Here is a 23,247-nt window from a genome sequence, read left to right as displayed (position 1 = left end):
TCATGCGCCTGGCCGACGCCCTGGACAGCTACATCCCGACCCCGGAACGCGCGGTTGATGGCACCTTCCTGATGCCAGTGGAAGACGTGTTCTCGATCTCGGGCCGCGGTACCGTGGTGACCGGCCGTGTTGAGCGTGGCGTGATCAAGGTCGGCGAAGAGATCGAAATCGTCGGTATCGTTGACACCGTGAAAACCACCTGCACCGGCGTGGAAATGTTCCGCAAGCTGCTGGACCAGGGTCAAGCCGGCGACAACGTTGGTCTGCTGCTGCGCGGCACCAAGCGTGAAGACGTCCAGCGTGGTCAGGTTCTGGCGAAGCCAGGCTCGATCAAGCCGCACAACCACTTCACCGGCGAGATCTATGTGCTGTCGAAAGACGAAGGTGGCCGTCACACCCCGTTCTTCAACAACTACCGTCCACAGTTCTACTTCCGTACCACCGACGTGACCGGTTCGATCGAGCTGCCAGCCGATAAAGAAATGGTTATGCCAGGCGACAACGTGTCGATCACCGTCAAGCTGATCAGCCCGATCGCGATGGAAGAAGGTCTGCGTTTCGCCATCCGCGAAGGCGGCCGTACCGTGGGTGCAGGCGTTGTTGCTAAAATCATCGCTTAATTTTTAAGCGCTGAGATAAGCCGGGCCGGCATGGTTGTGTTACCATGTCGGCCCTTGCCGTAAAAATTCGCTCTTTTAGAAAATGCTGGCGCTACAAAGTTGCCAGTTCGCTCTTTTAGGAAATTATCATGTCCGTGAATCAAAAAATCCGTATCCGTCTGAAAGCTTTCGACTACAAGCTGATCGACCAGTCCGCACTGGAAATCGTTGACACCGCCAAGCGCACCGGCGCCGTGGTCAAAGGTCCGGTTCCACTGCCAACCCGCATCCAGCGTTACGACGTGCTGCGTTCGCCGCACGTGAACAAGACCTCGCGCGACCAGTTCGAGATCCGTACCCACCAGCGTCTGATGGACATCGTTGACCCAACCGACAAGACCGTCGACGCGCTGATGAAGCTGGACCTGCCAGCTGGCGTGGACGTCGAAATCAAACTGCAGTAATCGTTTCAAGCTGGCAGCTGCGGCTGCCGGCTGGGAAGGGCCGCACGCGCAAGCTGCGGCCCTTTTTCAATTCCAGGCGCCGTCGCGCGCGGCGGCGTTGACGAAGGGACGCATCAGGTGGTGGCGCGCCATGGCGGCGCCGCCGATGGCGATGGCGTTGTCGCCGAAGTGCGGCGTGCGGATCGCCGGCGCCGCCAGCCCCGTCACCCGCGCATAGCCGTCCAGCACCCGCTGCGCCGGCGCGATCAGGCGCTCGCCCAGCCGCAGCGCGGCGCCGCCGATGACGATGCACATCGGGTCGAACGCCACCCACAGGTTGTTCAGCAGCACGCCCATATTGCGGCCGGCATCCTCCACCGCCGCGCAGGCCGCCGCGTCGCCGCGCTCCACTTCCGTGAACAGCCGCTCCAGCTGCTGCGGCGTCGATGGCTGGTGGCCGCCGTAGACTTCGTCCATCAGCGCCTGCAGGCCGATCAGCGCGTCGGCGCAGCCGTGGCGGCCGCAGGAACAGCGCGGGCCGTTCTGCTGCAGGATGGTGTGGCCGACCTCGCCGGCGAAGCCGTACAGGCCGGTCAGCAAACGGCCGTTGACGATGATGCCGGCGCCGACGCCATAGCCGATGCTCAGGAAAATCAGCGGATCGGCGTTGCTCTGGCCGGAGAATTCCAGCTCGGCCAGTGCCGCCACGTTCGCTTCGTTCTGGACGAACAGCGGCAATCCGGCCAGCGCCGTGCCGTCGAAGTGCGCGCGCAGCTGGGCGGCGGCATCGACGTTGCGCCAGCCCAGGTGGGGCGCGGTGTACAGGGTGCCGCTGGCGTCGTCCACCACGCCGTGCATGCCGACGCCGATGCCCAGCATGGTGCGTCCGGCCAGCGCGGCGCTGCCGGTCAGCTCGGTCACGCCGCGCGCCAGCAGGGCGATGCAGGCGGCGGCGTCGGCCGCGTCGGCATACGGCAGCACGCGCTCCGCCAGCACCTCGCCCAGCAGGTTGGTGGCGACGATGCGCGCGGCGCTGATGCCAAGGTCGGCGCCCAGCAGGGCCAGCCGGCTGGCATCCAGCTGCAGCGGCGTGGCGCGCCGGCCCAGCGCGCCCGTGGTGCGCTGGGCACTTTCGCTGAGCCAGCCTTCGTCCAGCAGTTCGCGCACCAGCAGGCTGACGGTGGACTTGGTCAGGCCGACGGTTTCGGCCAGCGCCGCGCGCGACATGCCCGGGTCGCTGCACAGCTGGCGCACCAGGGCCATGCGGTTGATTTGCTTGAGTAACTGCTGGTCGCCGGCGACAATCATGGGTTCCTTGTTCCACTTTGGGGCATGCGGCGATGATACCACCAACTTTGTTGCACTGATTACAGCAGTTTTGGCCCAGTCTGGTGCGCCGGCACAACATTACACCGTTACGTAATTCGTGGAATTCGTTCGATCAATTGACGAATGGAAGTGTTTCTCCTATCCTGAATTTGTCCAATTTGCCATGTCTATCAGCCAAGTTTCGGACAGGTAGTCCAGGCGGGCATCACCCCGCCGTCCGTTTTCAGCAGCACTTCGAATAGAACTACCCGAGCAGTTGTTTGTGTAGGAATCAACGTCCGGCCACGATCCGGCCGGATAAATCATAAAAAAGGAGATGAAGTTGCAACCATTTATGAAAACGTTTTCAAAACAGCCGAGCAAGCGCCGCCTGATCAGTCTGGCGGTTGCGGGCGCCTGTGCCACGTTTGCGCCCGCTTATGCGCAGGACGCGGCCAAGCCGGCTGACACCACCGACGCCGCGCCACAGGTGATCGTGACCGGTATCCGCGCCAGTCTGCAGTCGACGCTGAACCTGAAGCGCAATTCCGACGGCATCGTCGACGGCATCGTTGCCGAAGACATGGGTAAATTCCCTGACACCAACCTGGCCGAATCGCTGCAGCGCATTTCCGGCGTGTCGATCGACCGCAGCAACGGCGAAGGGCAGAAGGTCACCGTGCGCGGCCTGGGCCCGGACTTCAACCTGGTGCTGTTGAACGGCCGCCAGATGCCGACCACCGACCTGAGCGACCTGTCCGGCCGTTCGTTCGACTTCTCCAACCTGGCGTCGGAATCGATCTCGCAACTGCAGGTCTACAAGACCGGCCGCGCCGACAGCCCGACCGGCGGCATCGGCGCCACCATCAACGTGATCACCGGCCGTCCGTTCGACAACCCCGGCATGCATTCCAGCGTCGGCGTCAAGGCGGTCAAGGACACCTCGAACGATCACGTGCCGGGTTCGCTCAAGGGCGACAGCGTCACGCCCGAAGTGTCGGGGATTTATTCCAACACCAGCGCCGACGGCCGTTTCGGCGTCGCCCTGAGCGCCAGCTACCAGTCGCGCGACTCCGGCTTCAACCGCGCCGGCCTGGCCAATGGCTACCAGGGCCCGTACCTGGGTTCGGCCGTGATCGATGGCCAGACCCTGCCGCAACCGGGCCAGCCGGGCTCGCAGAACATCACCAACCGTCCGGCCCAGGACGCGCTGTATTCGATTCCGCAGAACTTCGGCTACGGCGTCAACGCGATCCAGCGTCAGCGTACCAACGCCCAGCTGACCCTGCAGTTCCGCCCGGTCAAGGAACTGACCACCACGCTGGACTACACCTATTCGGAAAACAAGATCCAGACCAAGCGTAACGAGCTGAGCGTGTGGTTCGCCCAGACGCCGACCTCGACCAGCACCTGGCCGAGCGGCCACGTGGTCAGCCCGCTGACCTATTCCGAGGTGTACAACACGCCGCAGGACATCGCGGTGATCGGCGCCGACTACGCCACCAAGACCAAGAACAAGTCGCTGGGCTTCAACGCCGTGTGGAAGGCCACCAACGACCTGAAACTGGAGTTCGACGCGCACCACTCGACCGCCGAATCGGGCGCCGACAGCCCGTGGGGTTCGGAAAACGATCTGGCCAACGCCAGCTTCAGCCGCGGCACCACCTCGATCGACTTCACCCACGAGCTGCCGATCGTGTCGATGCCGGCCGCCAACCTGACCGCCGCGCCGATCCAGGCCGCCGGTTCCTGGTTCCACAACAGCTACGAGAAATCGGTGGTCAAGCAGGCCCAGGTGAAAGGCAGCCTGAACCTGCTGGAGGCGTCCAACCTGAACTTCGGTCTCGGTTACACCGACACCACCAACCGCTCGACCTTCTCGAACGTGCAGAACAACACCTGGGGCGGCGCCACCAAGCCGTCGGACTACCCGGCCAACCTGTTCCAGGCCAACGTGCTGGGCTCGTTCTTCAACAAGCTGGAAGGCGCGAACTCGGCCAATCTGTTCCCGGCCCTGTACACCTTCGACTTTGCCAAGGTGCGCCAGGTCACGGCCGACGCGGTGGGCAACCAGGCCGCCTACCTGCCGAACTTCGCCACTGCCGACAGCGACCGTCGCCTGCAGGAAAAAACCACCTCCGGCTACCTGTCGTTCAACACCGACTGGGATACGGCGATTCCGTTCCACTCCTCGCTGGGCGTGCGCGTGGAACGCACCAAGGTGACTTCGGTGGCCCAGGTGCTGCCGGGCACGGCGGTGGTGTGGGTGGCGCAGAATGAACTGCCGCTGAGCTTTGGCGGCCAGGCCTTCAGCAACACCGATGCGTCCTACACCAACGTGTTGCCGGCCATCAATCTCGATGCCGACCTGCGCAACGACCTGAAGCTGCGCGGCAGCTATGGCGAAACCATCGGCCGCGCGCGCTACGACCAGCTGCAGGGCGGCCTGAGCCTGGGCACCAATGCCAACGTGTTCACCGGCGGCACCGCCTCGGTGGGTAACCCGGCGCTGAAGCCGGTCAAGTCGAAGAACCTGGACTTGTCGCTGGAATGGTATTACGACAAGCAGAGCGTGGCATCGCTGGCGCTGTTCCACAAGAAGCTGGACAACTACGCCGGCACCACCCTGGTGTCGCAGACCTTGTACGACCTGCATACGCCGATCGGCGGCAATTACTACAAGGCGGCGATCGCCAGCGGCTGTACCGCGGCCGACACCAACTGCCTGCGTAACTACATCCTCAGCAACTTCGACGGCCAGCCTGGCGTCAAGAAGACCGGCGTCAAGGCGGACGGCAATCTGGACGGCACCATCACCGGCCTGCCGACCGACCCGCTGCTGAACTTCCAGACCACCACCTACTCGAACCAGAAGTCGGCCACCGTCAGCGGCGCCGAGGTGAACGTGCAGCACATGTTCGGCCAGAGCGGCTTCGGCGTGCAGGCGAACTACACCTATGTGCATTCGCCGCTGAAGTACAACAACGCCAACGTCAATGACCAGTTCGCCATCCTGGGGCTGAGCAACTCGGCCAACGTGGTCGGCATCTTCGAGAACAAGGACTGGTCGGTGCGCGTGGCCTACAACTGGCGCGACGAGTTCCTGGCCGCCACCGTGGACGGCAACGGCCGCGCGGCGCCGGTGTACACCGACGCCTACGGCCAGGTCGACGTCAGCGTCGGCTACAACTTCAACAAGAACCTGAGCTTCCAGCTGGAGGCGATCAACCTCAACGACGCCACCCAGCGTCAGCATGGCCGCAGCGACGCCGCGACCCTGAATGTGACGCAAGCCGGTCCGCGTTACATGATCGGCGCGCGCTACAAGTTCTAAGCCAGGCTTTACAGTCTCTGCAGTACTGAGAGGGGGAGGGGCGGCACGCGCCGCCCCGACACTTGCGCAGGCCGCGCCTTGCGGGGCGGCCTGTTTTTTTCGCCCGTGCTTTTGCCAGTTGGCAAACAAAAAAACAACAGACGAGGGCGAAAATCGGCCCCAATCGCCACCTTGGCAATGTTTCTGCTTTGTTTCCAATGTGTGGTTATGTAACACTCCCTGCCTTGCGCGCGGTAAGGCGCAGATAAAAAATCAACCAGGGAGTAGTTTTGAAACACGAGCAGTTCTTCACAAAGAGCGCGCTGTCGCTGGCGCTCGGCCTCGCATTTGCACAGTCCGCCTCCGCGCAGCAAGCGGCGGAACCCGCGGAAAAAATCCAGCGCGTCGAAATCACCGGTTCCAGCATCAAGCGCACCGCCGCCGAGGCGGCCGGTTCGATCCAGGTGCTGGGCCGCGACGACATCGCCCGCACCGGCGAAACCACCGCGCTGGGCATCCTGAATTCGTCGGCCGCGATCGGCACCGACATCAGCTCGGCCAACTCGTCCTCGGGCAGCTTCGCCACCGGTTCGTCCGGCGCCGGCATGCGCGGCCTGGGCAAGGTCGCCACCCTGGTGCTGGTCAACGGTCGCCGCATCGCCCAGTACGGTCTGTCCGACGGCGCACAGCAGAACTTCACCAACCTGGACGCGATCCCGGCCGCCGCCATCGACCGCATCGAGATCCTCAAGGACGGCGCCTCGGCGATCTACGGTTCCGACGCGATCGCCGGCGTGATCAACATCATCCTGATGAAGGATTATGTCGGCGCCGAGATCAACGGCAACTACAAGCAAGCGGACGGCTTCCGCGACATGCGCAACCGCAGCGTCTCCGGCAAGATCGGCTGGGGCGACATCGACGCCAACGGCTTCAACACCTATCTGACCTATGAAGCCTACAAGAGCGACGGCTTCACCACCGACGACCTGCGCAACCACGTGCCGGCCTGGCACCGCCTGACCCCGGGCCGCTCGACCTGGGACAACAAGAGCACCTATGCGCCGACCGGCAACTACTTCCTGAGCTCGACCAACATCGTGGCCGCGCCCGGCTGCCCGGCCAATGCCGTCGATCCGGTCGACAAGCAGTGCAAGCTGGACGTGCTGCCGTACACCGGCCTGACCACCGACGCCAAGCGCTACGCGCTGGCCAGCAACACCCATTTCCGCATCGGCAAGGCGATCGACGCCAACTTCGAACTGACCTACGCCAGCGCCAGCAACGATTACATCGTGGCGCCGCTGAGCACCAACAATGGCGGCACCACCACCTCGACCAACATCTGGTACGACGTCTACGGCGGCAAGATGGTCGGCCCGTTCTCGTATCCCAAGCTGCCGGTCGGCCACCCGAACAATCCGTACGCCACGCCGGTCGAATACCGCGCGCGCCTCATGGACACCGGCGACGGCTTCAACTTCAACCGCACCGAGTCCGACCAGTACCGCGCCATGCTGGCGCTGACCGGCGCAGTGGCCGGCTGGGACTGGAAATCGGCCTTCGGCCACATGGAATCGAACGCCACCAAGGCCACCCGCGCGGTCAGCGCCAAGGGTTACACCGACGCCATCGTCAACGGCAGCTACAAGTTCGGCCAGAAGAACGACAGCGCGCTGCTGGAGAAAATGTTCCCGGTGCGTACCACCGTCGGCCACGCCAGGATCACCTTCTTCGACGCCACCGTGTCGGGCGAGGTGGCGCAGCTGCCGGCCGGTCCGCTGGCGGTCGCGGTCGGCACCGATATCCGCCGCGAAGCGTACGAGATGAAGAGCTCGGACAACGTGCTCAGCGGCGAGCTGGTCGGCATCTTTGGCCTGCAGGTGAAAGACACCGTCGACCACTATGCCGTGTTCACCGAAGCTACCATCCCGGTGGTGAAGCAGGTGGAACTGAGCGCCGCGCTGCGCGCCGACAAGACCAGTAACAGCGAGGCGCACGTGTCGCCCAAGCTGGGCCTGCGCTACAACGTCACCGATGGCCTGCTGCTGCGCGCCACCGCGGCCGGCGGCTTCCGCGCGCCTAACATCGTCGAGTCCGGCAATGGCCTGGGCCGCAGCGCCGTCACCACCTCGGTGGTCGACCCGCGCCGTTGCCCGATCGCCAACCAGCTGAACACCCTGATCCAGAACTCCGGCGCGACCGCCGCCGAGAAGGCGCTGGCCAACACCTACCGCGGCAACGACTGCGCCGGTTCGCTGCCGAGCTTCGCCCAGTCCAACCCCGACCTGAAGCCGGAAACCTCGCGTTCGATCACCGCCGGTTTCGTGATCGAGCCGGTCAAGAACTGGACCGCCGCGCTGGATTACTTCCACATCGAGCGCAAGGATGAGATCGGCACCCGTTCGACCACCGACATCCTGAAGGGCGAGGCGGCGCTGCCGGCCGGCCAGCTGGTGCGCATCGACAACACCGTGACCGACAACGAGTTCCTGGCGCTGGTCAACAAATACGTGCCGGGCAACACCACCAACTTCGGCGGCGTGGGCAAGCTGGGCATGCTGTACAACCCGTACGTCAACAGCGGCCGCACGCGCGCGTCCGGCTTCGACTTCGACGCCTCGGGCCGCTTCGACACCGGCCTGGGCCAGGTGCGCATGAAGCTGGAAGGCGCCTACCTGTGGAAGTACCAGGCGTTCTCGGTGGCCGACAATGCCTACGGTCCCAACCAGGCCGGCATGTACGTCGCCGGCAACAACACCTTCACCAGCGGCTACCAAGGCCTGTCGCGCCTCAACACCAAGCTGCGCCTGTACCTGAAGAGCGGCAACTTCGACAATGGCGTGACGCTCAACTACCGCAGCGGCTACAGCAACAACGACGAAGCCTCGCCGACCTACTGCGCCACGCAGAAGGTGGCCGCCGAGTACCTGGACACCTGCGGCAAGGTGGGCAGCAACACCACGGTCGATTACAACCTGGCGTATACCGGCATCCGCAACGTCAAGCTGGGCCTGTACATCGACAACATCTTCCAGATGGAAGCGCCGGTGCAGTGGCGTGACGGCTACCAGCCGCAATTCCGCAAGGTCGGCTTCAGCGCCAACTACAAGTTCTTCTGACCTTAGATAGTTAGCTGAGCCAGGGGCCGGCCCGCCGCATGACGCGGCCGGCCGGCCCTTTCTGCATCCAGAGCGGCGCGCGGCTTGATGGCATGACAAGAAAATGGCCGTTGTGAACGCGCCGCCAGGCCGCATGGCGCCGTGCTTTGGGGATTTTTCCGGCCAGGTCGCAAAAACCTGACATACCTCGTACTAAGTTGTTGCGTCAAGGGGCAAATCACAGTACACTAGCCGGCTTCGGTATGGATTCGTCTTTTTAATTGGTCCGTACTATTTTTTGTAGTTCAACATATCCCCGCCCAATCGTAGGTGGGAATTGGAGAAAAAATGAGCCTTGGCCTCCTCGGTCGCAAGGTTGGCATGATGCGTATCTTCACCGATGACGGGGACTCGATCCCGGTCACCGTGGTTGACGTATCGAACAACCGTGTTGCGCAAATCAAAACTCCTGAAACTGATGGTTATTCCGCAGTTCAGGTCGCATTCGGTCAACGTCGCGCTTCCCGCGTGACCAAAGCCGTTGCTGGTCACCACGCTAAAGCCGGTGTTGAAGCTGGTACTCTGCTGAAAGAGTTCCGCGTTGACGCCGCTAAAGCCGCCGAACTGAAAGCGGGCGAAGTTGTCGCCGTTTCGCTGTTCGAAGTCGGTCAAAAAGTCGACGTACAAGGTGTTTCGATCGGTAAAGGCTACGCCGGTACCATCAAGCGTCACAACTTTGCTTCGGGTCGTCAGACCCACGGTAACTCCCGTTCGCACAACGTCCCCGGCTCGATCGGTATGGCGCAGGATCCAGGTCGCGTGTTCCCTGGCAAGCGCATGACCGGTCACATGGGTGATGTCACCACCACCGTGCAGAACCTCGAAATCGCCCGTATCGACGCCGACCGTCAGCTGCTGCTGGTCAAGGGCGCGATCCCTGGCGCCAAAAACGGCCAGGTCGTGGTTTCGCCTGCCGTCAAAGTTAAAGCAAAGAAGGGAGCTTAAACGATGGAACTCAAGCTCTTGAACGCTCAAGGTCAAGCCGCCTCTAACGTTGCTGCCGCCGATACCGTTTTCGGCCGTGACTACAACGAAGCGCTGATCCACCAGATCGTCGTTGCTTACCAAGCCAATGCACGCAGCGGCAACCGCAAGCAAAAAGACCGTGAAGAAGTCCACCACACGACCAAGAAGCCATGGCGCCAAAAAGGCACCGGCCGCGCCCGTGCTGGTATGTCGTCGTCGCCACTGTGGCGCGGCGGTGGTCGCATCTTCCCGAACTCGCCTGACGAGAACTTCACCCACAAAGTGAACAAGAAGATGTACCGTGCCGGCGTGTGCTCGATCCTGTCGCAGCTGGCCCGCGAAGACCGTCTGGTCGTGATCGAAGATCTGTCGATCGAAGCCCCGAAGACCAAGCTGCTGTCGCAAAAGCTGACCGGCATGGGCTTTGACTCGGTCCTGATCATCACCGACACCGCCAACGAAAACCTGGAACTGGCTTCCCGCAACCTGCCGAACGTGCTGGTTGTCGAGCCGCGTCACGCCGATCCGATGTCGCTGGTCTTCTACAAGAAGATCCTGGTGACCAAGGCCGCGCTGGCGAAGATTGAGGAGATGCTGGCATGAGCGCATTGAAATTTAGCGAAGAGCGCCTGATGAAGGTGCTGCTGGCTCCGGTCATTTCCGAGAAAGCCACCATGGTCGCGGAAAAGCACGAGCAGATCGTGTTCCGCGTCACCCCTGACGCCACCAAGCCAGAGATCAAGGCCGCGGTTGAACTGCTGTTCAAAGTGGAAGTGGAATCGGTGCAGACCGTCAACCGCGAAGGCAAGCAGAAGCGTGCCGGCGCGCACATCGGCCGCCGCAACCACACCAAGCGCGCTTTCGTGGTCCTGAAGCCAGGCCAGGAAATCAATTTCACCGAGGAGGCTAAATAATGGCACTCGTTAAGATGAAGCCAACCTCCCCAGGCCGTCGCGGCATGGTGAAAGTGGTCAACAGCGACCTGTTCAAAGGTCGTCCGCTGGCTGCCCTGGTTGAGAAGAAATCGAAGACTGCTGGCCGTAACAACAACGGCCACATCACCACCCGCCACATCGGCGGTGGTCACAAGCATCACTACCGCGTGATCGACTTCAAGCGCAACAGCAAGGATGGCATCCCGGCGAAAGTGGAACGTATCGAATACGATCCGAACCGCACCGCCCACATCGCGCTGCTGTGCTACGCCGACGGCGCACGCACCTACATCATCGCCACCAAGGGCATGGCGGTGGGCGACACCGTGATGAACGGCGCCGAAGCGCCGATCAAGGCCGGCAACTGCCTGCCGATCCGCAACATCCCGGTCGGCACCATCATGAACTGCGTCGAAATGCTGCCAGGTAAAGGTGCCCAGATGGCCCGTACCGCCGGCGCCGGCGTGGTGCTGATGGCGCGTGAGGGTACTTACGCTCAGGTGCGTTTGCGTTCGGGCGAAGTCCGTCGCGTGCACATCGAGTGCCGTGCCACCGTGGGCGAAGTCGGCAATGCCGAACACAGCCTGCGCAAGATCGGTAAAGCTGGTGCCATGCGTTGGCGCGGTGTTCGTCCTACCGTCCGCGGTGTGGTCATGAACCCGATCGACCACCCGCACGGTGGTGGTGAAGGCCGTACCGCAGCTGGCCGTCACCCAGTGTCGCCATGGGGCCAGCAGACCAAGGGCAAGAAGACGCGCAGCAACAAGCGCACTTCTTCGATGATCGTCTCGCGCCGCGGCAAGAAATAAGGATAAATCATGACTCGTTCATTGAAAAAAGGGCCGTTCTGTGACGCCCACCTGGTGAAAAAAGTCGAAGCCGCGCAAGCGACCAAAGACAAAAAGCCAATCAAAACCTGGTCCCGTCGCTCGACCATCATGCCTGACTTCATCGGCCTGACGATCGCTGTTCACAACGGCAAGGTACACGTACCTGTGTATGTGTCCGAGAACATGGTTGGTCACAAGCTCGGTGAATTCGCGCTGACCCGCACGTTCAAGGGCCATGCCGCTGACAAGAAGGCGAAGAAATAATGGAAACCAAAGCTATCCTCAAAGGCGTGCGCCTGTCGGACCAAAAGGGCCGTCTGGTTGCTGACCTGATCCGTGGCAAGAAGGTGGACGCTGCGCTGAACATTCTGCAGTTCAGCCCGAAAAAAGGCGCCACCATCATCAAGAAAGTGCTGGAGTCGGCCATCGCCAACGCCGAGCACAATGATGGTGCCGACATCGACGAACTGTTCGTGAAAACGATCTACGTCGAAAAGGGCCCGATCCTGAAGCGCTTCACCGCGCGTGCCAAGGGTCGTGGCGATCGTATCTCGAAACAATCGTGTCACATCTACGTGACCGTCGGTAACTAAGGAGCCAAGATGGGTCAGAAAATTCATCCAACCGGTTTCCGTCTGGCGGTAACCCGTAACTGGGCTTCGCGTTGGTACGCCGGCAATGGTAACTTTGCCGCCATGCTGAACGAAGACCTGAAGGCACGTGAGTTCCTGAAGGGCAAGCTGAAGAACGCGTCCGTCGGCCGCATCGTGATCGAGCGTCCGGCCAAGAACGCCCGCTTCACCATCTACAGCTCGCGTCCAGGCGTCGTGATCGGCAAGAAGGGCGAAGACATCGAAGTGCTGAAGTCGTCGCTGAGCAAGATCATGGGCGTGCCGGTGCACGTCAACATCGAAGAGATCCGCAAGCCGGAAATCGACTCGCAGCTGATCGCCGATTCGATCGCCCAGCAGCTGGAAAAGCGTATCATGTTCCGTCGCGCCATGAAGCGCGCGATGCAGAACGCCATGCGTCTGGGTGCCCAGGGCATCAAGATCATGTCGTCCGGTCGTCTGAACGGCATCGAGATCGCCCGTACCGAATGGTATCGCGAAGGCCGTGTGCCCCTGCACACCCTGCGCGCCGACATCGACTACGGCACCTCGGAAGCCTCGACCACCTACGGCATCATCGGCGTCAAGGTCTGGGTCTACAAAGGTGACCGTTCGGCCACCGGCGAAGCCCCAGTGATCGATACCCCGGCTGAAGAGAAAAAGCCACGTGGCCCACGTCGTGACGACGGCAAGCCAGCTGGCCGTCGCCCAGCCGGTGCTGGTGGCGCCCGCCGCGCTGCCAAGCCAGCCGAGAAAGCAGGAGAATAATCATGCTGCAACCAGCACGCAGAAAGTATCGTAAAGAGCAGAAAGGCCGTAACACCGGCATTTCGCACACCACCGGCACCAACGTGTCGTTCGGTGAGTTCGGTCTGAAGGCCGTGGCCCGTGGTCGTATCACCGCGCGCCAGATCGAGGCAGCCCGTCGCGCCATGACCCGTCACATCAAACGTGGCGGTCGTATCTGGATCCGCGTGTTCCCCGACAAGCCGATCTCGAACAAGCCGGCCGAAGTCCGTATGGGTAACGGTAAAGGTAATCCGGAGTACTACGTCGCTGAAATCCGTCCGGGCAAAGTCCTGTACGAAATGGACGGCGTCGCCGAAGAACTGGCGCGCGAAGCATTCCGCCTGGCCGCTGCCAAACTGCCACTGGCGACCACCTTCGTGGTCCGTCAAGTTGGTCAATAACAGGAGTGAAACATGAAAGCATCTGAACTCCGCGGCAAGGACCAGGCAGCTCTGCAAAAAGAGCTGAACGATCTGCTGAAAGCCCAGTTCGGCCTGCGTATGCAAAGCGCTACGCAACAGCTGAGCAACACTTCGCAGCTCAAGAAGGTACGTCGCGATATCGCACGCGTAAAAACGGTAATGAACACGAAGGAAGCAAAATGACCGAGCAAGTCAAGCTGAAGCGTACGCTGATCGGTAAAGTTGTGTCCGACAAGATGGACAAGACCGTTACCGTTCTGATCGAACGTCACGTGAAACACCCTCTGTATGGCAAGATCATCGTCCGTTCGGCCAAGTACCACGCCCACGACGAGACCAACCAGGTGAAAGCCGGTGATACGGTGGAAATCACCGAAGGTCGCCCGATCTCCAAAACGAAGGCATGGACCGTGACCCGTGTAGTGCAAACTGCACAAATCGTTTAATTGAAGTCTGCGCCGTCAAAACCGCCGAAACTGTGGTTTTGGCGGCGTTGTTCAATTAGTTCTTGCAAGCCCGCAAAAGGTATGTAATACTTGCGGGCTTCGTTCATGTAACGCCGCAAAGTGTCTGGCCACAGACGCTGTACCGCGCGGTCAGTGGCAGTACGAAGGTCAAGCACCCAAGCAGTGGACTCAGCAGAGGCCTCTGGCGGGACCAAGACTGACCGCAGGTCCGCATTGTGTGGATTCTTCGGCTTAAGTTGGGAAAGAGAATATTATGATTCAAACTGAAAGCCGGCTCGAAGTAGCCGACAACACCGGTGCCAAGGAAGTGCTGTGCATCAAGGTGTTGGGCGGTTCCAAGCGCCGTTATGCTGGCATTGGCGACGTGATCAAGGTCACCGTGAAGGTGGCGCAGCCACGTGGTCGTGTCAAAAAAGGTGAAATTTATAACGCCGTGGTAGTGCGCACCGCCAAGGGTGTGCGCCGCCAGGACGGTTCCCTGGTCAAGTTCGACGGCAATGCCGCCGTGCTGCTGAACAGCAAACTGGAACCGATCGGTACCCGTATCTTTGGACCAGTGACGCGCGAGCTGCGCACTGAAAAGTTCATGAAGATCGTGTCCCTGGCACCGGAAGTCCTGTAAGGAGTCAGTAATGGATAAGATTCGTAAAAACGACGAAGTCATCGTTCTGGCCGGCAAAGACAAGGGCAAGCGTGGCGTGGTTTCCCGTCGTGTGGACGCGGAACACGTTGTGGTTGAAGGCGTCAACGTCGCGAAAAAAGCGACCAAGCCGAACCCAATGACTGGCGTACAAGGTGGTATCGTCGATAAGACCATGCCGATTCACGTGTCCAACGTCGCGCTGTTCAACGCGGCGACTGGCAAGGCAGACCGCGTTGGTTTCAAGGAAGTGGACGGCAAAAAAGTCCGCGTCTTCAAATCGTCCGGCGAAGTAGTGAAGGCTTAAGACATCATGGCACGTCTCCAAGAGTTCTATAAAGAAAAAGTCATCGCTGACCTGACCGAAAAATTCGGTTACAAGTCGGTGATGGAAGTTCCGCGCCTGACCAAGATCACCCTGAACATGGGTGTGGGTGAGGCCATCGCCGACAAGAAAGTGCTCGAGCACGCTGTTGGCGATCTGACCAAGATCGCTGGCCAGAAGCCAGTGACCACCAAGGCCCGCAAGGCGATCGCCGGTTTCAAGATCCGCGAAGGCTACCCGATCGGTACCATGGTGACCCTGCGCGGCGCGCGCATGTACGAGTTCCTCGACCGCTTCATCACCGTGGCCCTGCCGCGCGTGCGTGACTTCCGCGGTGTGAACGGCCGTGCATTCGATGGCCGTGGCAACTACAACATCGGTGTGAAAGAGCAGATCATCTTCCCGGAAATCGAGTACGACAAGATCGATGCGCTGCGTGGTTTGAACATTTCGATCACCACCACCGCCAAGACCGACGACGAAGCGAAAGCTCTGCTCGCCGCCTTCAAATTCCCGTTCAGGAACTAAGAGATCATGGCAAAACTCGCACTGATTAACCGTGAACAGAAACGTGCTGACCTGGTGGCCAAGTTCGCCGCCAAGCGCGCCGCTCTGAAGGCCATCATCGATGACCAGACCAAGTCGGAAGAAGAGCGTTACGAAGCGCGCCTGAAACTGCAGGCCCTGCCACGTAACTCGGCGCCGACCCGCCAGCGCAACCGCTGCCAGGTCACCGGTCGTCCGCGCGGCACCTTCCGTAAATTCGGTCTGGGCCGTATCAAGCTCCGTGAATTCGCCATGCGTGGTGAGATTCCGGGTATGACCAAAGCTAGCTGGTAATAGGAGAATAAGCAATGAGTATGAGCGATCCTATCGCCGATATGCTGACCCGCATTCGCAACGCCCAGGGCGTGCAAAAAACGACCGTGGCCATGCCATCGTCGAAAGTGAAAGTAGCTATCGCTGCCGTCCTCAAGGACGAGGGTTACATTGAAGATTTCGCAGTCGCCGAAGCCGGCGGCAAGTCGGAACTGAAGATCGGTTTGAAGTACTACGTAGGCCGTCCTGTCATCGAGCGCCTGGAGCGCGTGTCCCGTCCGGGCCTGCGCGTCTACAAAGGCAAAGATGAGATCCCGACCGTGATGAACGGCCTGGGTGTGGCGATCGTATCGACCCCGCAAGGCGTCATGACTGACCGCAAAGCCCGCGCCACCGGCGTCGGCGGCGAAGTCATCTGCTACGTCGCGTAAGGAGTTAACATGTCCCGTGTAGCTAAAATGCCTATCGCTGTGCCAGCTGGCGCTGAAGTCGCCATCTCCGCGGCAGCGATCACCGTCAAGGGCCCGCTGGGCGTCCTGACCCAGAGCCTGAACGGCCTGGTTAAAGTAGAAAACAATGCAGGCACCCTGAGCTTTGAGCCGTCGAACGACAGCCGCGAAGCCAACGCCATGTCCGGCACGCTGCGCGCGCTGGTCAACAACATGGTCAATGGCGTGACCAAGGGCTTCGAGAAGAAGCTGTCGCTGGTCGGCGTGGGCTACAAAGCCCAGGCCCAGGGCGACAAGCTGAACCTGTCGCTGGGCTTCTCGCACCCGGTGGTGCACACCATGCCAGCCGGCGTGACCTGCGCCACCGCCACCCCGACCGAGATCGTCATCAAGGGCATCGACCGTCAAAAAGTGGGCCAGGTGGCTGCTGAAGTTCGTGCTTACCGCTCCCCTGAGCCATACAAAGGCAAGGGTGTCCGCTATGTGGACGAAGTGGTTAAGATCAAAGAAACCAAGAAGAAGTAATTAGGGGCTGACGATGGATAAAAAAGAATCTCGTCTGCGCCGCGGACGTCAAACCCGTATCAAGATCGCGCAACTGAAAGTGAACCGCCTGTCGGTGCACCGCACCAACCTGCACATTTACGCGAACCTGATCTCCCCGGATGCCAAAGTGCTGGTTTCGGCCTCGACCGTGGAAGCGGAAGTGCGTGCTGAACTGGCTGGCAAGTCGGGCAAGGGTGGCAACGCCGCCGCCGCCGCACTGGTCGGCAAGCGCGTAGCAGAAAAAGCACTGAAAGCCGGTATCACCGAAGTCGCCTTCGACCGTTCCGGTTTCCGTTATCACGGCCGTGTGAAGGCGCTGGCAGAAGCCGCGCGTGAAGCCGGTCTGAAGTTCTAAGGAACGATCATGGCAAAAATGCAAGCAAAAATGGCAAGCGACAAGCCGGATGATGGCATGCGCGAAAAAATGATCGCGATCAACCGCGTGACCAAAGTGGTCAAGGGTGGTCGTATCATGGGCTTCGCCGCGCTGACCGTGGTAGGTGACGGCGATGGCCGCATCGGCATGGGCAAGGGCAAGTCGAAGGAAGTACCGGTCGGTGTGCAGAAGGCGATGGAAGAAGCGCGCCGCAACCTGATCAAGGTACCGCTGAAGAACGGCACCCTGCACCACACCGTGATCGGTCGTCACGGCGCCTCGAAAGTGATGATGTCGCCTGCGAAACCAGGTACCGGCGTCATCGCGGGCGGCGCCATGCGCGCGATCTTCGAGGTGATGGGCGTGACCGACGTGGTCGCCAAGTCGACCGGCTCGAGCAACCCGTACAACCTGGTCCGCGCCACGCTGGACGGCCTGGCCAAACTGCACACTCCTGCCGACATCGCCGCCAAACGCGGCAAGTCGGTCGAAGAGATCCTCGGTTAAGGTGAACGACATGACTACGAAAACCGTCAAAGTACAACTGGTGAAGGGCCTGATCGGCACCCGTCAAGACCACCGCGCCACCGTGCGCGGCCTGGGCCTGCGTCGTGTCAACTCGGTGGCCGAGCTGCAGGACACCCCATCGGTACGCGGCATGATCAACAAAGTGTCGTATCTCGTTAAAGTAGTTGCGTAAGCCCCGGCTTACTCACGGAGAAATCATGGAACTGAATACCATTCAACCAGCCGAAGGCGCCAAGCACTACAAGCGTCGCGTCGGCCGCGGTATCGGCTCCGGCCTGGGTAAAACCGCGGGCCGCGGCCACAAGGGTCAGAAATCGCGTTCGGGCGGCTTCCACAAAGTCGGCTTCGAAGGCGGTCAGATGCCTCTGCAACGTCGTCTGCCCAAGCGCGGTTTCAAGTCGCTCAACGCCACCTTCAAAGCTGAAGTGCGTCTGTCCGACCTGAACAACCTGCCGGTGGGCGATGTCGACATCCTGGTGCTGAAGCAAGCTGGCGTACTGAGCGTGCTGGCACGCGACGTGCGCGTCATTCTGTCCGGCGAAGTCACCAAGGCGGTGAACCTCAAGGGCCTGAAAGTGACCGCTGGCGCGAAAGCCGCCATCGAGGCGGCCGGCGGCTCGGTAGCCTGAGCCCCGCTAACAGCTTGATCGGAGCGAAAATTGGCGACTAATCCACAATTGGCAAAAAGTGCGGCGGCTGGTTTCCCCTGGGGCCGGCTCTGGTTCCTGCTTGGCGCATTGGTGGTTTATCGTATCGGCGCTCACATCCCGGTTCCCGGGATCGATCCGGTACAATTGGCCGCGCTGTTCAAGTCGCAAGAGGGCGGCATCCTGGGCATGTTGAACATGTTCAGCGGTGGCGCGCTCTCGCGCTTCACGGTGTTTGCGCTGGGTATCACGCCGTACATCTCGGCCTCGATCATCATGCAACTGGTGTCGATCGTGTCGCCGCAGATGGAGGCGCTGAAGAAGGAAGGCGAAGCTGGCCGGCGCAAGATTACCCAGTACACCCGGTATTTCACGGTGGTACTGGCGGCGTTCCAGGCGCTGGGCATCGCGGTTGCCCTGGAGTCGCAGGCAGGTCTGGTGCTGGATCCAGGCTATGCCTTCCGTTTCGTGACGGTCGTGACGCTGTTGACCGGCACCATGTTCGTGATGTGGTTGGGTGAGCAGATTACCGAGCGCGGTCTCGGTAACGGCATCTCCATCATCATTTTCGCGGGTATCGCGGCCGGTCTGCCGGGCGCACTTGGTGGCATCGGCCAGTCGGTGAGCAACGGTTCGATCGGCGCGCTGTCGGCGATCATCATCATGGCCCTGGTGGTGGCGGTGACGTTCCTGGTGGTATTCGTGGAACGTGGCCAACGCAAGATCCTGGTCAATTATGCGAAACGCCAGGTGGGTAACAAGATTTACGGTGGTCAAACCTCGCACCTGCCATTGAAGTTGAACATGGCCGGCGTGATCCCACCGATCTTCGCGTCGTCGATTATCTTGTTCCCGGCCACGATCGTGGGCTGGTTTACCACGGGCGCCGACACGGCCAACCCGGCGGTCCGGTTCCTGAAAGATTTGGCTGCATCGATGGGGCCTGGTGAGCCCATCCACGCACTGTTGTACGCCGTTGCCATCGTGTTCTTCTGCTTCTTCTATACCGCGCTGGTGTTCAACAGCAAGGAGACGGCAGACAACTTGAAGAAGAGCGGGGCCTTTGTGCCAGGGATCCGTCCCGGTGAGCAGACTGCCCGCTACATCGACAAGATCCTGACGCGTTTGACGCTGGCCGGCGCCGTCTACATCACTCTGGTGTGCCTGCTGCCGGAATTCATGCAAGCCGAGTGGAAAGTGCCGTTCTATTTTGGTGGTACTTCTCTGTTGATTATTGTGGTTGTCACCATGGACTTCATGGCGCAAGTACAAAATTACGTGATGTCGCAGCAATATGAATCGCTGCTGCGCAAAGCTAACTTCAAGGGCGGAATTCCGACGCGATAAGCGCGGTAGACAAACCGAATGGCAAAAGACGACGTCATACAGATGCAGGGCGAGATCCTTGAAAATCTCCCCAATGCAACATTTCGAGTAAAGCTGGAAAACGGGCACGTGGTGCTCGGGCATATTTCGGGTAAAATGCGGATGAACTATATCCGCATCCTGCCTGGCGATAAGGTGACGGTCGAGCTGACACCTTACGACCTGTCCCGTGCCCGCATCGTGTTCCGGACCAAGTAATTTTAGATAATCGAACCTTTTAAGAAGAGAGTTCAGAATGAAAGTTAACGCCTCAGTCAAGCGGATCTGCCGCAACTGCAAGATCATCAAGCGCAAGGGCGTTGTTCGCGTAATCTGCGTCGAACCACGTCACAAGCAGCGTCAAGGTTAATAACCGTTATTTATCGAGGAATAACGAATGGCACGTATTGCAGGGGTTAATATCCCAAATCATCAGCACACCGTTATCGGCCTGACCGCCATCTACGGTGTAGGCCGTCCACGCGCGAAGTTCATCTGCGCGCAGACCGGCATCCCGACCGATAAAAAGGTCAAAGACCTGGACGACAGCGAACTGGAAAAGCTGCGCGATGAAGTAGCAAAATTCATCGTCGAAGGCGACCTGCGCCGCGAACTGTCCATGAACATCAAGCGTTTGATGGATCTGGGTTGCTACCGCGGCCTGCGTCACCGTAAGGGCCTGCCGGTCCGCGGCCAGCGCACCCGCACCAATGCCCGTACCCGCAAGGGCCCGCGCAAAGCCGCTCAATCGCTCAAGAAATAATCTAGGGAAATCACATGGCTAAGCAACAAAGCAGCGCAGCAGCAGCGCGCGTACGCAAGAAGGTCAAGAAAAACGTGGCCGAGGGTATCGCTCACGTGCACGCTTCCTTCAACAACACCATCATCACCATCACCGACCGTCAGGGCAATGCGCTGTCGTGGGCAACCTCCGGTGGTGCAGGCTTCAAGGGTTCGCGTAAATCGACCCCGTTCGCAGCGCAGGTTGCTGCCGAAGCCGCTGGTAAAGTCGCGATCGAATGCGGCGTGAAGAACCTGGAAGTGCGCATCAAGGGCCCAGGCCCAGGCCGTGAATCGGCGGTGCGCGCACTGAACAACCTGGGCATCAAGATCACCGAGATCCAGGACGTGACCCCAGTACCGCACAACGGCTGCCGTCCTCCTAAGCGTCGCCGTATCTGATGGCCTGACCGGTTCGCCGGTTACGCTGTTACACAAATCAGCTGGTGCAGGCAGCCGCAAACGGCTATACTGCCCGGCTATTGTCGTCTGCTTTTACAGCAGACTTCGCCACGTCTGGCTCACCGCAGACCAGACTAGCGCCTAACCGCGTGTGCGGTTGGGGCGTCATCATTTTAAAAAAGGAAAGTACCGTGGCACGTTATATCGGACCAAAAGCAAAACTCTCCCGCCGTGAAGGCACCGACCTGTTCCTGAAGAGCGCGCGCCGCTCGCTGGACAGCAAATGCAAACTGGACGTCAAGCCAGGTCAGCACGGCGTCAAGTCGGGCGCCCGTACCTCGGACTACGGCAACCAGCTGCGCGAAAAGCAGAAGGTCAAGCGTATGTACGGCGTGCTGGAGCGTCAGTTCCGTCGCTACTTCGCCGAAGCCGACCGCCGCAAGGGCAACACCGGCGAAACCCTGCTGAAGCTGCTGGAAGCCCGTCTGGACAACGTCGCCTACCGCATGGGCTTCGGTTCGACCCGCGCTGAAGCACGTCAGCTGGTGTCGCACAAAGCCTTCACCGTCAACGGCAACGTGGTGAACATCGCTTCGTACGCCGTGAAAGTGGGCGACGTGATCGCCGTGCGCGAAAAGGCCAAGAAGCAGACCCGTATCATCGAAGCGCTGTCGCTGGCCGAACAAGTCGGCATGCCAGCCTGGGTGTCGGTCGATGCCAAGAAGATGGAAGGCACCTTCAAGTCGCTGCCAGAGCGTAACGAGATCGCCAACGACGTCAACGAATCGCTGATCGTCGAACTGTACTCGCGTTAATCTGTAGTCGAAGCAGCACCAAAACCCGCCCGCTCATTCGAGTGGGCGTTTTCACTAATGCCATCAGCCTTATCGGCTTAACGCGCCGAGGGTATTGAAAAGGACATTTACATGCAAAACAGTTTGTTGAAGCCACGTATTATCGATGTAGAAGCGCTGGGCGCCGGTCATGCCAAAGTCGTGATGGAGCCATTCGAGCGCGGTTACGGCCACACCCTGGGCAACGCCCTGCGCCGTGTGCTGCTGTCGTCGATGATCGGCTACGCCCCGACCGAAGTGACCATCGCTGGCGTCGTGCATGAATACTCGTCGCTGGACGGCGTGCAGGAAGACGTGGTCGACCTGCTGCTGAACCTGAAGGGCGTGGTGTTCAAGGTGCACAACCGTGATTCCGTCACCCTGACCCTGAAGAAAGAAGGCGAAGGCGCCGTGCTGGCCTCGGACATCGATCTGCCACACGACGTGGAACTGATCAACCCGGACCACGTGATCGCCCACCTGACCGCCGGCGGCAAACTGGACATGCAGATCAAGGTCGAAAAAGGCCGCGGCTATGTGCCAGGTAACGTGCGTCGTCTGTCGGAAGACACCAACAAGACCATCGGCCGCATCATCCTGGACGCGTCGTTCTCGCCAGTGCGCCGCGTCTCGTACGCGGTGGAATCGGCCCGTGTGGAACAGCGTACCGACCTGGACAAGCTGATCATCAACATCGAAACCAACGGCGTGATCTCGCCGGAAGAAGCGATCCGCCAGTCGGCCCGCGTGCTGGTGGACCAGCTGAACGTGTTCGCCGCGCTGGAAGGCACCGAAGCCGCCGCCGAAGCACCGTCGCGCGCACCGCTGGTCGATCCGATCCTGCTGCGTCCGGTGGACGACCTGGAACTGACCGTCCGTTCGGCCAACTGCCTGAAAGCAGAAAACATCTACTACATCGGCGATCTGATCCAGCGCACCGAAAACGAGCTGCTGAAGACCCCGAACCTGGGCCGCAAGTCGCTGAACGAAATCAAGGAAGTGCTGGCTTCCCGCGGCCTGACCCTGGGCATGAAGCTGGAAAACTGGCCGCCTGCAGGTCTGGAGAAGTAATTTTTTTGTAGTACCGCCCGGTGCATGTCGCGTCGGGCGTTTATCACTTGAACCGGTCCGCGCTCCCATGAGCGATCGAAGAACTCGGATTTAAACATCGAAAGGAAGTACCATGCGTCACCGTCACGGCCTCCGTAAACTGAACCGTACCTCGTCCCACCGTCTGGCAATGCTGCGCAACATGACCGTATCGCTGCTGCGTCACGAAGCCATCAAGACCACCCTGCCGAAGGCAAAAGAACTGCGCCGCGTTGTCGAGCCTATCCTGACCCTGGGCAAGACCGACACCCTGGCCAACAAGCGTCTGGCTTTCGCCCGTCTGCGCGACCGCGAAATCGTCGGCAAGCTGTTCTCGGAACTGGGCCCACGCTACGCTGCCCGCAACGGTGGCTACCTGCGTATCCTGAAAATGGGTTTCCGCGTTGGCGACAATGCTCCTATGGCTTACGTTGAACTGCTGGACCGTCCAGAAGTCACCGCTGTAGAAGACGCACCAACCGCTGAGTAATCGGTTCAAGCATCACTAAAAAGCCAGGCTTCGCCTGGCTTTTTTTTGGTTCATCGCGAATTACCGGGAAAAGCGGCTTTGATCTTCAGGAAGAAGAAATCAGAGTCGCGATAA

33 protein-coding genes are annotated in these 23,247 nt (G+C 60.4%); 32 read left to right on the top strand and 1 reads right to left on the bottom strand.

Annotation, left to right across the window (positions count from 1 at the left end):
• A partial coding sequence (locus E4L98_RS29865) for an EF-Tu C-terminal domain-related protein (RefSeq protein WP_135205171.1) occupies nucleotides 1-620 on the top strand: 620 nt, incomplete at its 5' end.
• A gap of 128 nt (nucleotides 621-748) precedes the next feature.
• Nucleotides 749-1,063 (top strand): 30S ribosomal protein S10, encoded by a 315-nt coding sequence (gene rpsJ / locus E4L98_RS29860; protein ID WP_135205170.1) that lies wholly within the window; start codon nucleotides 749-751, stop codon nucleotides 1,061-1,063.
• A 66-nt stretch (nucleotides 1,064-1,129) separates the two neighbouring features.
• Here the strand turns inward: rpsJ and E4L98_RS29855 are convergent, their stop codons facing one another.
• Entirely contained in the window at nucleotides 1,130-2,350 is a 1,221-nt protein-coding gene (locus E4L98_RS29855) for an ROK family transcriptional regulator (RefSeq protein WP_135205169.1), read from the bottom strand.
• A gap of 355 nt (nucleotides 2,351-2,705) precedes the next feature.
• On the opposite strand from E4L98_RS29855, the gene E4L98_RS29850 reads away from it, so the two are divergent.
• The 30 genes from E4L98_RS29850 to rplQ all read left to right on the top strand — a co-directional run bounded on the left by E4L98_RS29850 (nucleotide 2,706) and on the right by rplQ (nucleotide 23,133).
• Nucleotides 2,706-5,684 (top strand): TonB-dependent receptor, encoded by a 2,979-nt coding sequence (locus E4L98_RS29850; protein ID WP_167761494.1) that lies wholly within the window; start codon nucleotides 2,706-2,708, stop codon nucleotides 5,682-5,684.
• A 269-nt stretch (nucleotides 5,685-5,953) separates the two neighbouring features.
• A complete protein-coding gene (locus E4L98_RS29845) occupies nucleotides 5,954-8,785 on the top strand; it encodes a TonB-dependent receptor domain-containing protein (RefSeq protein ID WP_135205167.1) in 2,832 nt (943 codons plus the stop codon).
• A gap of 327 nt (nucleotides 8,786-9,112) precedes the next feature.
• A complete protein-coding gene (gene rplC, locus E4L98_RS29840; protein WP_135205166.1) occupies nucleotides 9,113-9,769 on the top strand; it encodes a 50S ribosomal protein L3 in 657 nt (218 codons plus the stop codon).
• Between the two features lie 3 nt (nucleotides 9,770-9,772).
• Nucleotides 9,773-10,393: a 50S ribosomal protein L4 gene (gene rplD, locus E4L98_RS29835; protein ID WP_135205165.1), complete on the top strand. Its 621-nt coding sequence runs from the start codon at nucleotides 9,773-9,775 to the stop codon at nucleotides 10,391-10,393.
• Complete coding sequence (gene rplW / locus E4L98_RS29830; protein WP_135205164.1) at nucleotides 10,390-10,704, top strand: 50S ribosomal protein L23; 315 nt, start codon at nucleotides 10,390-10,392, stop codon at nucleotides 10,702-10,704. The genes rplD and rplW overlap by 4 nt, the downstream gene beginning before the upstream one ends.
• The gene (rplB, locus tag E4L98_RS29825; RefSeq protein WP_135205163.1) at nucleotides 10,704-11,534 is read left to right on the top strand and encodes a 50S ribosomal protein L2; all 831 of its coding nucleotides are present in this window, start codon (nucleotides 10,704-10,706) and stop codon (nucleotides 11,532-11,534) included. Before rplW ends, rplB begins: the two co-directional genes overlap by 1 nt.
• Before the next feature lie 9 nt (nucleotides 11,535-11,543).
• The gene (gene rpsS, locus E4L98_RS29820) at nucleotides 11,544-11,819 is read left to right on the top strand and encodes a 30S ribosomal protein S19 (RefSeq protein ID WP_093556914.1); all 276 of its coding nucleotides are present in this window, start codon (nucleotides 11,544-11,546) and stop codon (nucleotides 11,817-11,819) included.
• Complete coding sequence (gene rplV / locus E4L98_RS29815) at nucleotides 11,816-12,148, top strand: 50S ribosomal protein L22 (protein WP_174864456.1); 333 nt, start codon at nucleotides 11,816-11,818, stop codon at nucleotides 12,146-12,148. Before rpsS ends, rplV begins: the two co-directional genes overlap by 4 nt.
• A 9-nt stretch (nucleotides 12,149-12,157) precedes the next feature.
• Nucleotides 12,158-12,934 carry a 30S ribosomal protein S3 gene (rpsC, locus tag E4L98_RS29810; RefSeq protein WP_135205162.1) on the top strand — a complete coding sequence of 259 codons (777 nt, stop codon included), beginning with the start codon at nucleotides 12,158-12,160 and terminating at the stop codon, nucleotides 12,932-12,934.
• A gap of 2 nt (nucleotides 12,935-12,936) precedes the next feature.
• Nucleotides 12,937-13,356 (top strand): 50S ribosomal protein L16, encoded by a 420-nt coding sequence (gene rplP, locus E4L98_RS29805; protein ID WP_135205161.1) that lies wholly within the window; start codon nucleotides 12,937-12,939, stop codon nucleotides 13,354-13,356.
• A 12-nt stretch (nucleotides 13,357-13,368) separates the two neighbouring features.
• The gene (rpmC, locus tag E4L98_RS29800) at nucleotides 13,369-13,560 is read left to right on the top strand and encodes a 50S ribosomal protein L29 (protein ID WP_107144092.1); all 192 of its coding nucleotides are present in this window, start codon (nucleotides 13,369-13,371) and stop codon (nucleotides 13,558-13,560) included.
• A complete protein-coding gene (rpsQ, locus tag E4L98_RS29795) occupies nucleotides 13,557-13,823 on the top strand; it encodes a 30S ribosomal protein S17 (RefSeq protein ID WP_135205160.1) in 267 nt (88 codons plus the stop codon). Before rpmC ends, rpsQ begins: the two co-directional genes overlap by 4 nt.
• A gap of 274 nt (nucleotides 13,824-14,097) precedes the next feature.
• Complete coding sequence (gene rplN / locus E4L98_RS29790) at nucleotides 14,098-14,466, top strand: 50S ribosomal protein L14 (protein ID WP_135205159.1); 369 nt, start codon at nucleotides 14,098-14,100, stop codon at nucleotides 14,464-14,466.
• 10 nt (nucleotides 14,467-14,476) lie between these two features.
• Nucleotides 14,477-14,791 carry a 50S ribosomal protein L24 gene (gene rplX / locus E4L98_RS29785; RefSeq protein WP_092280168.1) on the top strand — a complete coding sequence of 105 codons (315 nt, stop codon included), beginning with the start codon at nucleotides 14,477-14,479 and terminating at the stop codon, nucleotides 14,789-14,791.
• Between the two features lie 6 nt (nucleotides 14,792-14,797).
• Entirely contained in the window at nucleotides 14,798-15,337 is a 540-nt protein-coding gene (gene rplE, locus E4L98_RS29780; RefSeq protein WP_135205158.1) for a 50S ribosomal protein L5, read from the top strand.
• A gap of 6 nt (nucleotides 15,338-15,343) precedes the next feature.
• Nucleotides 15,344-15,649: a 30S ribosomal protein S14 gene (rpsN, locus tag E4L98_RS29775; RefSeq protein WP_055937643.1), complete on the top strand. Its 306-nt coding sequence runs from the start codon at nucleotides 15,344-15,346 to the stop codon at nucleotides 15,647-15,649.
• A 14-nt stretch (nucleotides 15,650-15,663) separates the two neighbouring features.
• Nucleotides 15,664-16,059 carry a 30S ribosomal protein S8 gene (rpsH, locus tag E4L98_RS29770; RefSeq protein WP_135205157.1) on the top strand — a complete coding sequence of 132 codons (396 nt, stop codon included), beginning with the start codon at nucleotides 15,664-15,666 and terminating at the stop codon, nucleotides 16,057-16,059.
• Nucleotides 16,060-16,068: 9 nt separating this feature from the next.
• Nucleotides 16,069-16,602: a 50S ribosomal protein L6 gene (gene rplF, locus E4L98_RS29765; RefSeq protein ID WP_135205156.1), complete on the top strand. Its 534-nt coding sequence runs from the start codon at nucleotides 16,069-16,071 to the stop codon at nucleotides 16,600-16,602.
• 13 nt (nucleotides 16,603-16,615) lie between these two features.
• The gene (gene rplR, locus E4L98_RS29760; RefSeq protein WP_107144084.1) at nucleotides 16,616-16,978 is read left to right on the top strand and encodes a 50S ribosomal protein L18; all 363 of its coding nucleotides are present in this window, start codon (nucleotides 16,616-16,618) and stop codon (nucleotides 16,976-16,978) included.
• Nucleotides 16,979-16,987: 9 nt separating this feature from the next.
• Nucleotides 16,988-17,506, top strand: coding sequence for a 30S ribosomal protein S5 (rpsE, locus tag E4L98_RS29755; protein ID WP_135205155.1), 519 nt, complete (start codon nucleotides 16,988-16,990; stop codon nucleotides 17,504-17,506).
• A 10-nt stretch (nucleotides 17,507-17,516) separates the two neighbouring features.
• A complete protein-coding gene (rpmD, locus tag E4L98_RS29750; protein ID WP_090192459.1) occupies nucleotides 17,517-17,699 on the top strand; it encodes a 50S ribosomal protein L30 in 183 nt (60 codons plus the stop codon).
• Nucleotides 17,700-17,724: 25 nt separating this feature from the next.
• On the top strand, nucleotides 17,725-18,156 hold the full coding sequence (gene rplO, locus E4L98_RS29745) for a 50S ribosomal protein L15 (RefSeq protein WP_135205154.1): 432 nt from the start codon (nucleotides 17,725-17,727) through the stop codon (nucleotides 18,154-18,156).
• 30 nt (nucleotides 18,157-18,186) lie between these two features.
• Nucleotides 18,187-19,521 carry a preprotein translocase subunit SecY gene (secY, locus tag E4L98_RS29740; protein ID WP_135205153.1) on the top strand — a complete coding sequence of 445 codons (1,335 nt, stop codon included), beginning with the start codon at nucleotides 18,187-18,189 and terminating at the stop codon, nucleotides 19,519-19,521.
• Nucleotides 19,522-19,539: 18 nt separating this feature from the next.
• The gene (gene infA, locus E4L98_RS29735; RefSeq protein ID WP_005663428.1) at nucleotides 19,540-19,758 is read left to right on the top strand and encodes a translation initiation factor IF-1; all 219 of its coding nucleotides are present in this window, start codon (nucleotides 19,540-19,542) and stop codon (nucleotides 19,756-19,758) included.
• Nucleotides 19,759-19,795: 37 nt separating this feature from the next.
• Entirely contained in the window at nucleotides 19,796-19,909 is a 114-nt protein-coding gene (gene rpmJ / locus E4L98_RS29730; RefSeq protein ID WP_005663407.1) for a 50S ribosomal protein L36, read from the top strand.
• Nucleotides 19,910-19,936: 27 nt separating this feature from the next.
• Nucleotides 19,937-20,302 carry a 30S ribosomal protein S13 gene (gene rpsM, locus E4L98_RS29725; protein ID WP_135205152.1) on the top strand — a complete coding sequence of 122 codons (366 nt, stop codon included), beginning with the start codon at nucleotides 19,937-19,939 and terminating at the stop codon, nucleotides 20,300-20,302.
• A gap of 14 nt (nucleotides 20,303-20,316) precedes the next feature.
• Nucleotides 20,317-20,721 (top strand): 30S ribosomal protein S11, encoded by a 405-nt coding sequence (rpsK, locus tag E4L98_RS29720; RefSeq protein WP_072786827.1) that lies wholly within the window; start codon nucleotides 20,317-20,319, stop codon nucleotides 20,719-20,721.
• 191 nt (nucleotides 20,722-20,912) lie between these two features.
• Nucleotides 20,913-21,536: a 30S ribosomal protein S4 gene (rpsD, locus tag E4L98_RS29715; protein ID WP_135205151.1), complete on the top strand. Its 624-nt coding sequence runs from the start codon at nucleotides 20,913-20,915 to the stop codon at nucleotides 21,534-21,536.
• A gap of 111 nt (nucleotides 21,537-21,647) precedes the next feature.
• On the top strand, nucleotides 21,648-22,625 hold the full coding sequence (locus E4L98_RS29710; protein WP_135205150.1) for a DNA-directed RNA polymerase subunit alpha: 978 nt from the start codon (nucleotides 21,648-21,650) through the stop codon (nucleotides 22,623-22,625).
• A 112-nt stretch (nucleotides 22,626-22,737) separates the two neighbouring features.
• Nucleotides 22,738-23,133: a 50S ribosomal protein L17 gene (gene rplQ / locus E4L98_RS29705; RefSeq protein ID WP_072786830.1), complete on the top strand. Its 396-nt coding sequence runs from the start codon at nucleotides 22,738-22,740 to the stop codon at nucleotides 23,131-23,133.
• The last annotated feature ends 114 nt before the right edge of the window (nucleotides 23,134-23,247 follow it).

Source organism: Duganella callida, assembly GCF_004614165.1.
GTDB classification, from domain to species: domain Bacteria; phylum Pseudomonadota; class Gammaproteobacteria; order Burkholderiales; family Burkholderiaceae_D; genus Rugamonas; species Rugamonas callida.
Note: the sequence above shows the minus strand (reverse complement) of the source record. Positions and strands in the feature narration are given on the sequence as shown.

Excerpts from the sequence above, each read along its gene's own strand:
- E4L98_RS29710 (WP_135205150.1), top strand. The coding sequence starts at position 21,648 with ATGCAAAACAGTTTGTTGAAGCCACGTATTATCGATGTAGAAGCGCTG.
- rplB (WP_135205163.1), top strand. The coding sequence starts at position 10,704 with ATGGCACTCGTTAAGATGAAGCCAACCTCCCCAGGCCGTCGCGGCATG.
- rpmD (WP_090192459.1), top strand. The coding sequence starts at position 17,517 with ATGACTACGAAAACCGTCAAAGTACAACTGGTGAAGGGCCTGATCGGC.
- rplD (WP_135205165.1), top strand. The coding sequence starts at position 9,773 with ATGGAACTCAAGCTCTTGAACGCTCAAGGTCAAGCCGCCTCTAACGTT.
- E4L98_RS29855 (WP_135205169.1), bottom strand. The coding sequence starts at position 2,350 with ATGATTGTCGCCGGCGACCAGCAGTTACTCAAGCAAATCAACCGCATG.
- rplX (WP_092280168.1), top strand. The coding sequence starts at position 14,477 with ATGGATAAGATTCGTAAAAACGACGAAGTCATCGTTCTGGCCGGCAAA.
- rplF (WP_135205156.1), top strand. The coding sequence starts at position 16,069 with ATGTCCCGTGTAGCTAAAATGCCTATCGCTGTGCCAGCTGGCGCTGAA.
- rpsH (WP_135205157.1), top strand. The coding sequence starts at position 15,664 with ATGAGTATGAGCGATCCTATCGCCGATATGCTGACCCGCATTCGCAAC.
- rplW (WP_135205164.1), top strand. The coding sequence starts at position 10,390 with ATGAGCGCATTGAAATTTAGCGAAGAGCGCCTGATGAAGGTGCTGCTG.
- rplE (WP_135205158.1), top strand. The coding sequence starts at position 14,798 with ATGGCACGTCTCCAAGAGTTCTATAAAGAAAAAGTCATCGCTGACCTG.
- rpmC (WP_107144092.1), top strand. The coding sequence starts at position 13,369 with ATGAAAGCATCTGAACTCCGCGGCAAGGACCAGGCAGCTCTGCAAAAA.
- rpsC (WP_135205162.1), top strand. The coding sequence starts at position 12,158 with ATGGGTCAGAAAATTCATCCAACCGGTTTCCGTCTGGCGGTAACCCGT.
- rplN (WP_135205159.1), top strand. The coding sequence starts at position 14,098 with ATGATTCAAACTGAAAGCCGGCTCGAAGTAGCCGACAACACCGGTGCC.
- infA (WP_005663428.1), top strand. The coding sequence starts at position 19,540 with ATGGCAAAAGACGACGTCATACAGATGCAGGGCGAGATCCTTGAAAAT.
- E4L98_RS29850 (WP_167761494.1), top strand. The coding sequence starts at position 2,706 with ATGAAAACGTTTTCAAAACAGCCGAGCAAGCGCCGCCTGATCAGTCTG.
- rpsM (WP_135205152.1), top strand. The coding sequence starts at position 19,937 with ATGGCACGTATTGCAGGGGTTAATATCCCAAATCATCAGCACACCGTT.
- rpsK (WP_072786827.1), top strand. The coding sequence starts at position 20,317 with ATGGCTAAGCAACAAAGCAGCGCAGCAGCAGCGCGCGTACGCAAGAAG.
- rpsN (WP_055937643.1), top strand. The coding sequence starts at position 15,344 with ATGGCAAAACTCGCACTGATTAACCGTGAACAGAAACGTGCTGACCTG.
- rplC (WP_135205166.1), top strand. The coding sequence starts at position 9,113 with ATGAGCCTTGGCCTCCTCGGTCGCAAGGTTGGCATGATGCGTATCTTC.
- rpmJ (WP_005663407.1), top strand. The coding sequence starts at position 19,796 with ATGAAAGTTAACGCCTCAGTCAAGCGGATCTGCCGCAACTGCAAGATC.
- rpsE (WP_135205155.1), top strand. The coding sequence starts at position 16,988 with ATGGCAAAAATGCAAGCAAAAATGGCAAGCGACAAGCCGGATGATGGC.
- rplR (WP_107144084.1), top strand. The coding sequence starts at position 16,616 with ATGGATAAAAAAGAATCTCGTCTGCGCCGCGGACGTCAAACCCGTATC.
- rplQ (WP_072786830.1), top strand. The coding sequence starts at position 22,738 with ATGCGTCACCGTCACGGCCTCCGTAAACTGAACCGTACCTCGTCCCAC.
- rpsS (WP_093556914.1), top strand. The coding sequence starts at position 11,544 with ATGACTCGTTCATTGAAAAAAGGGCCGTTCTGTGACGCCCACCTGGTG.
- rpsQ (WP_135205160.1), top strand. The coding sequence starts at position 13,557 with ATGACCGAGCAAGTCAAGCTGAAGCGTACGCTGATCGGTAAAGTTGTG.
- rpsJ (WP_135205170.1), top strand. The coding sequence starts at position 749 with ATGTCCGTGAATCAAAAAATCCGTATCCGTCTGAAAGCTTTCGACTAC.
- rplO (WP_135205154.1), top strand. The coding sequence starts at position 17,725 with ATGGAACTGAATACCATTCAACCAGCCGAAGGCGCCAAGCACTACAAG.
- rplP (WP_135205161.1), top strand. The coding sequence starts at position 12,937 with ATGCTGCAACCAGCACGCAGAAAGTATCGTAAAGAGCAGAAAGGCCGT.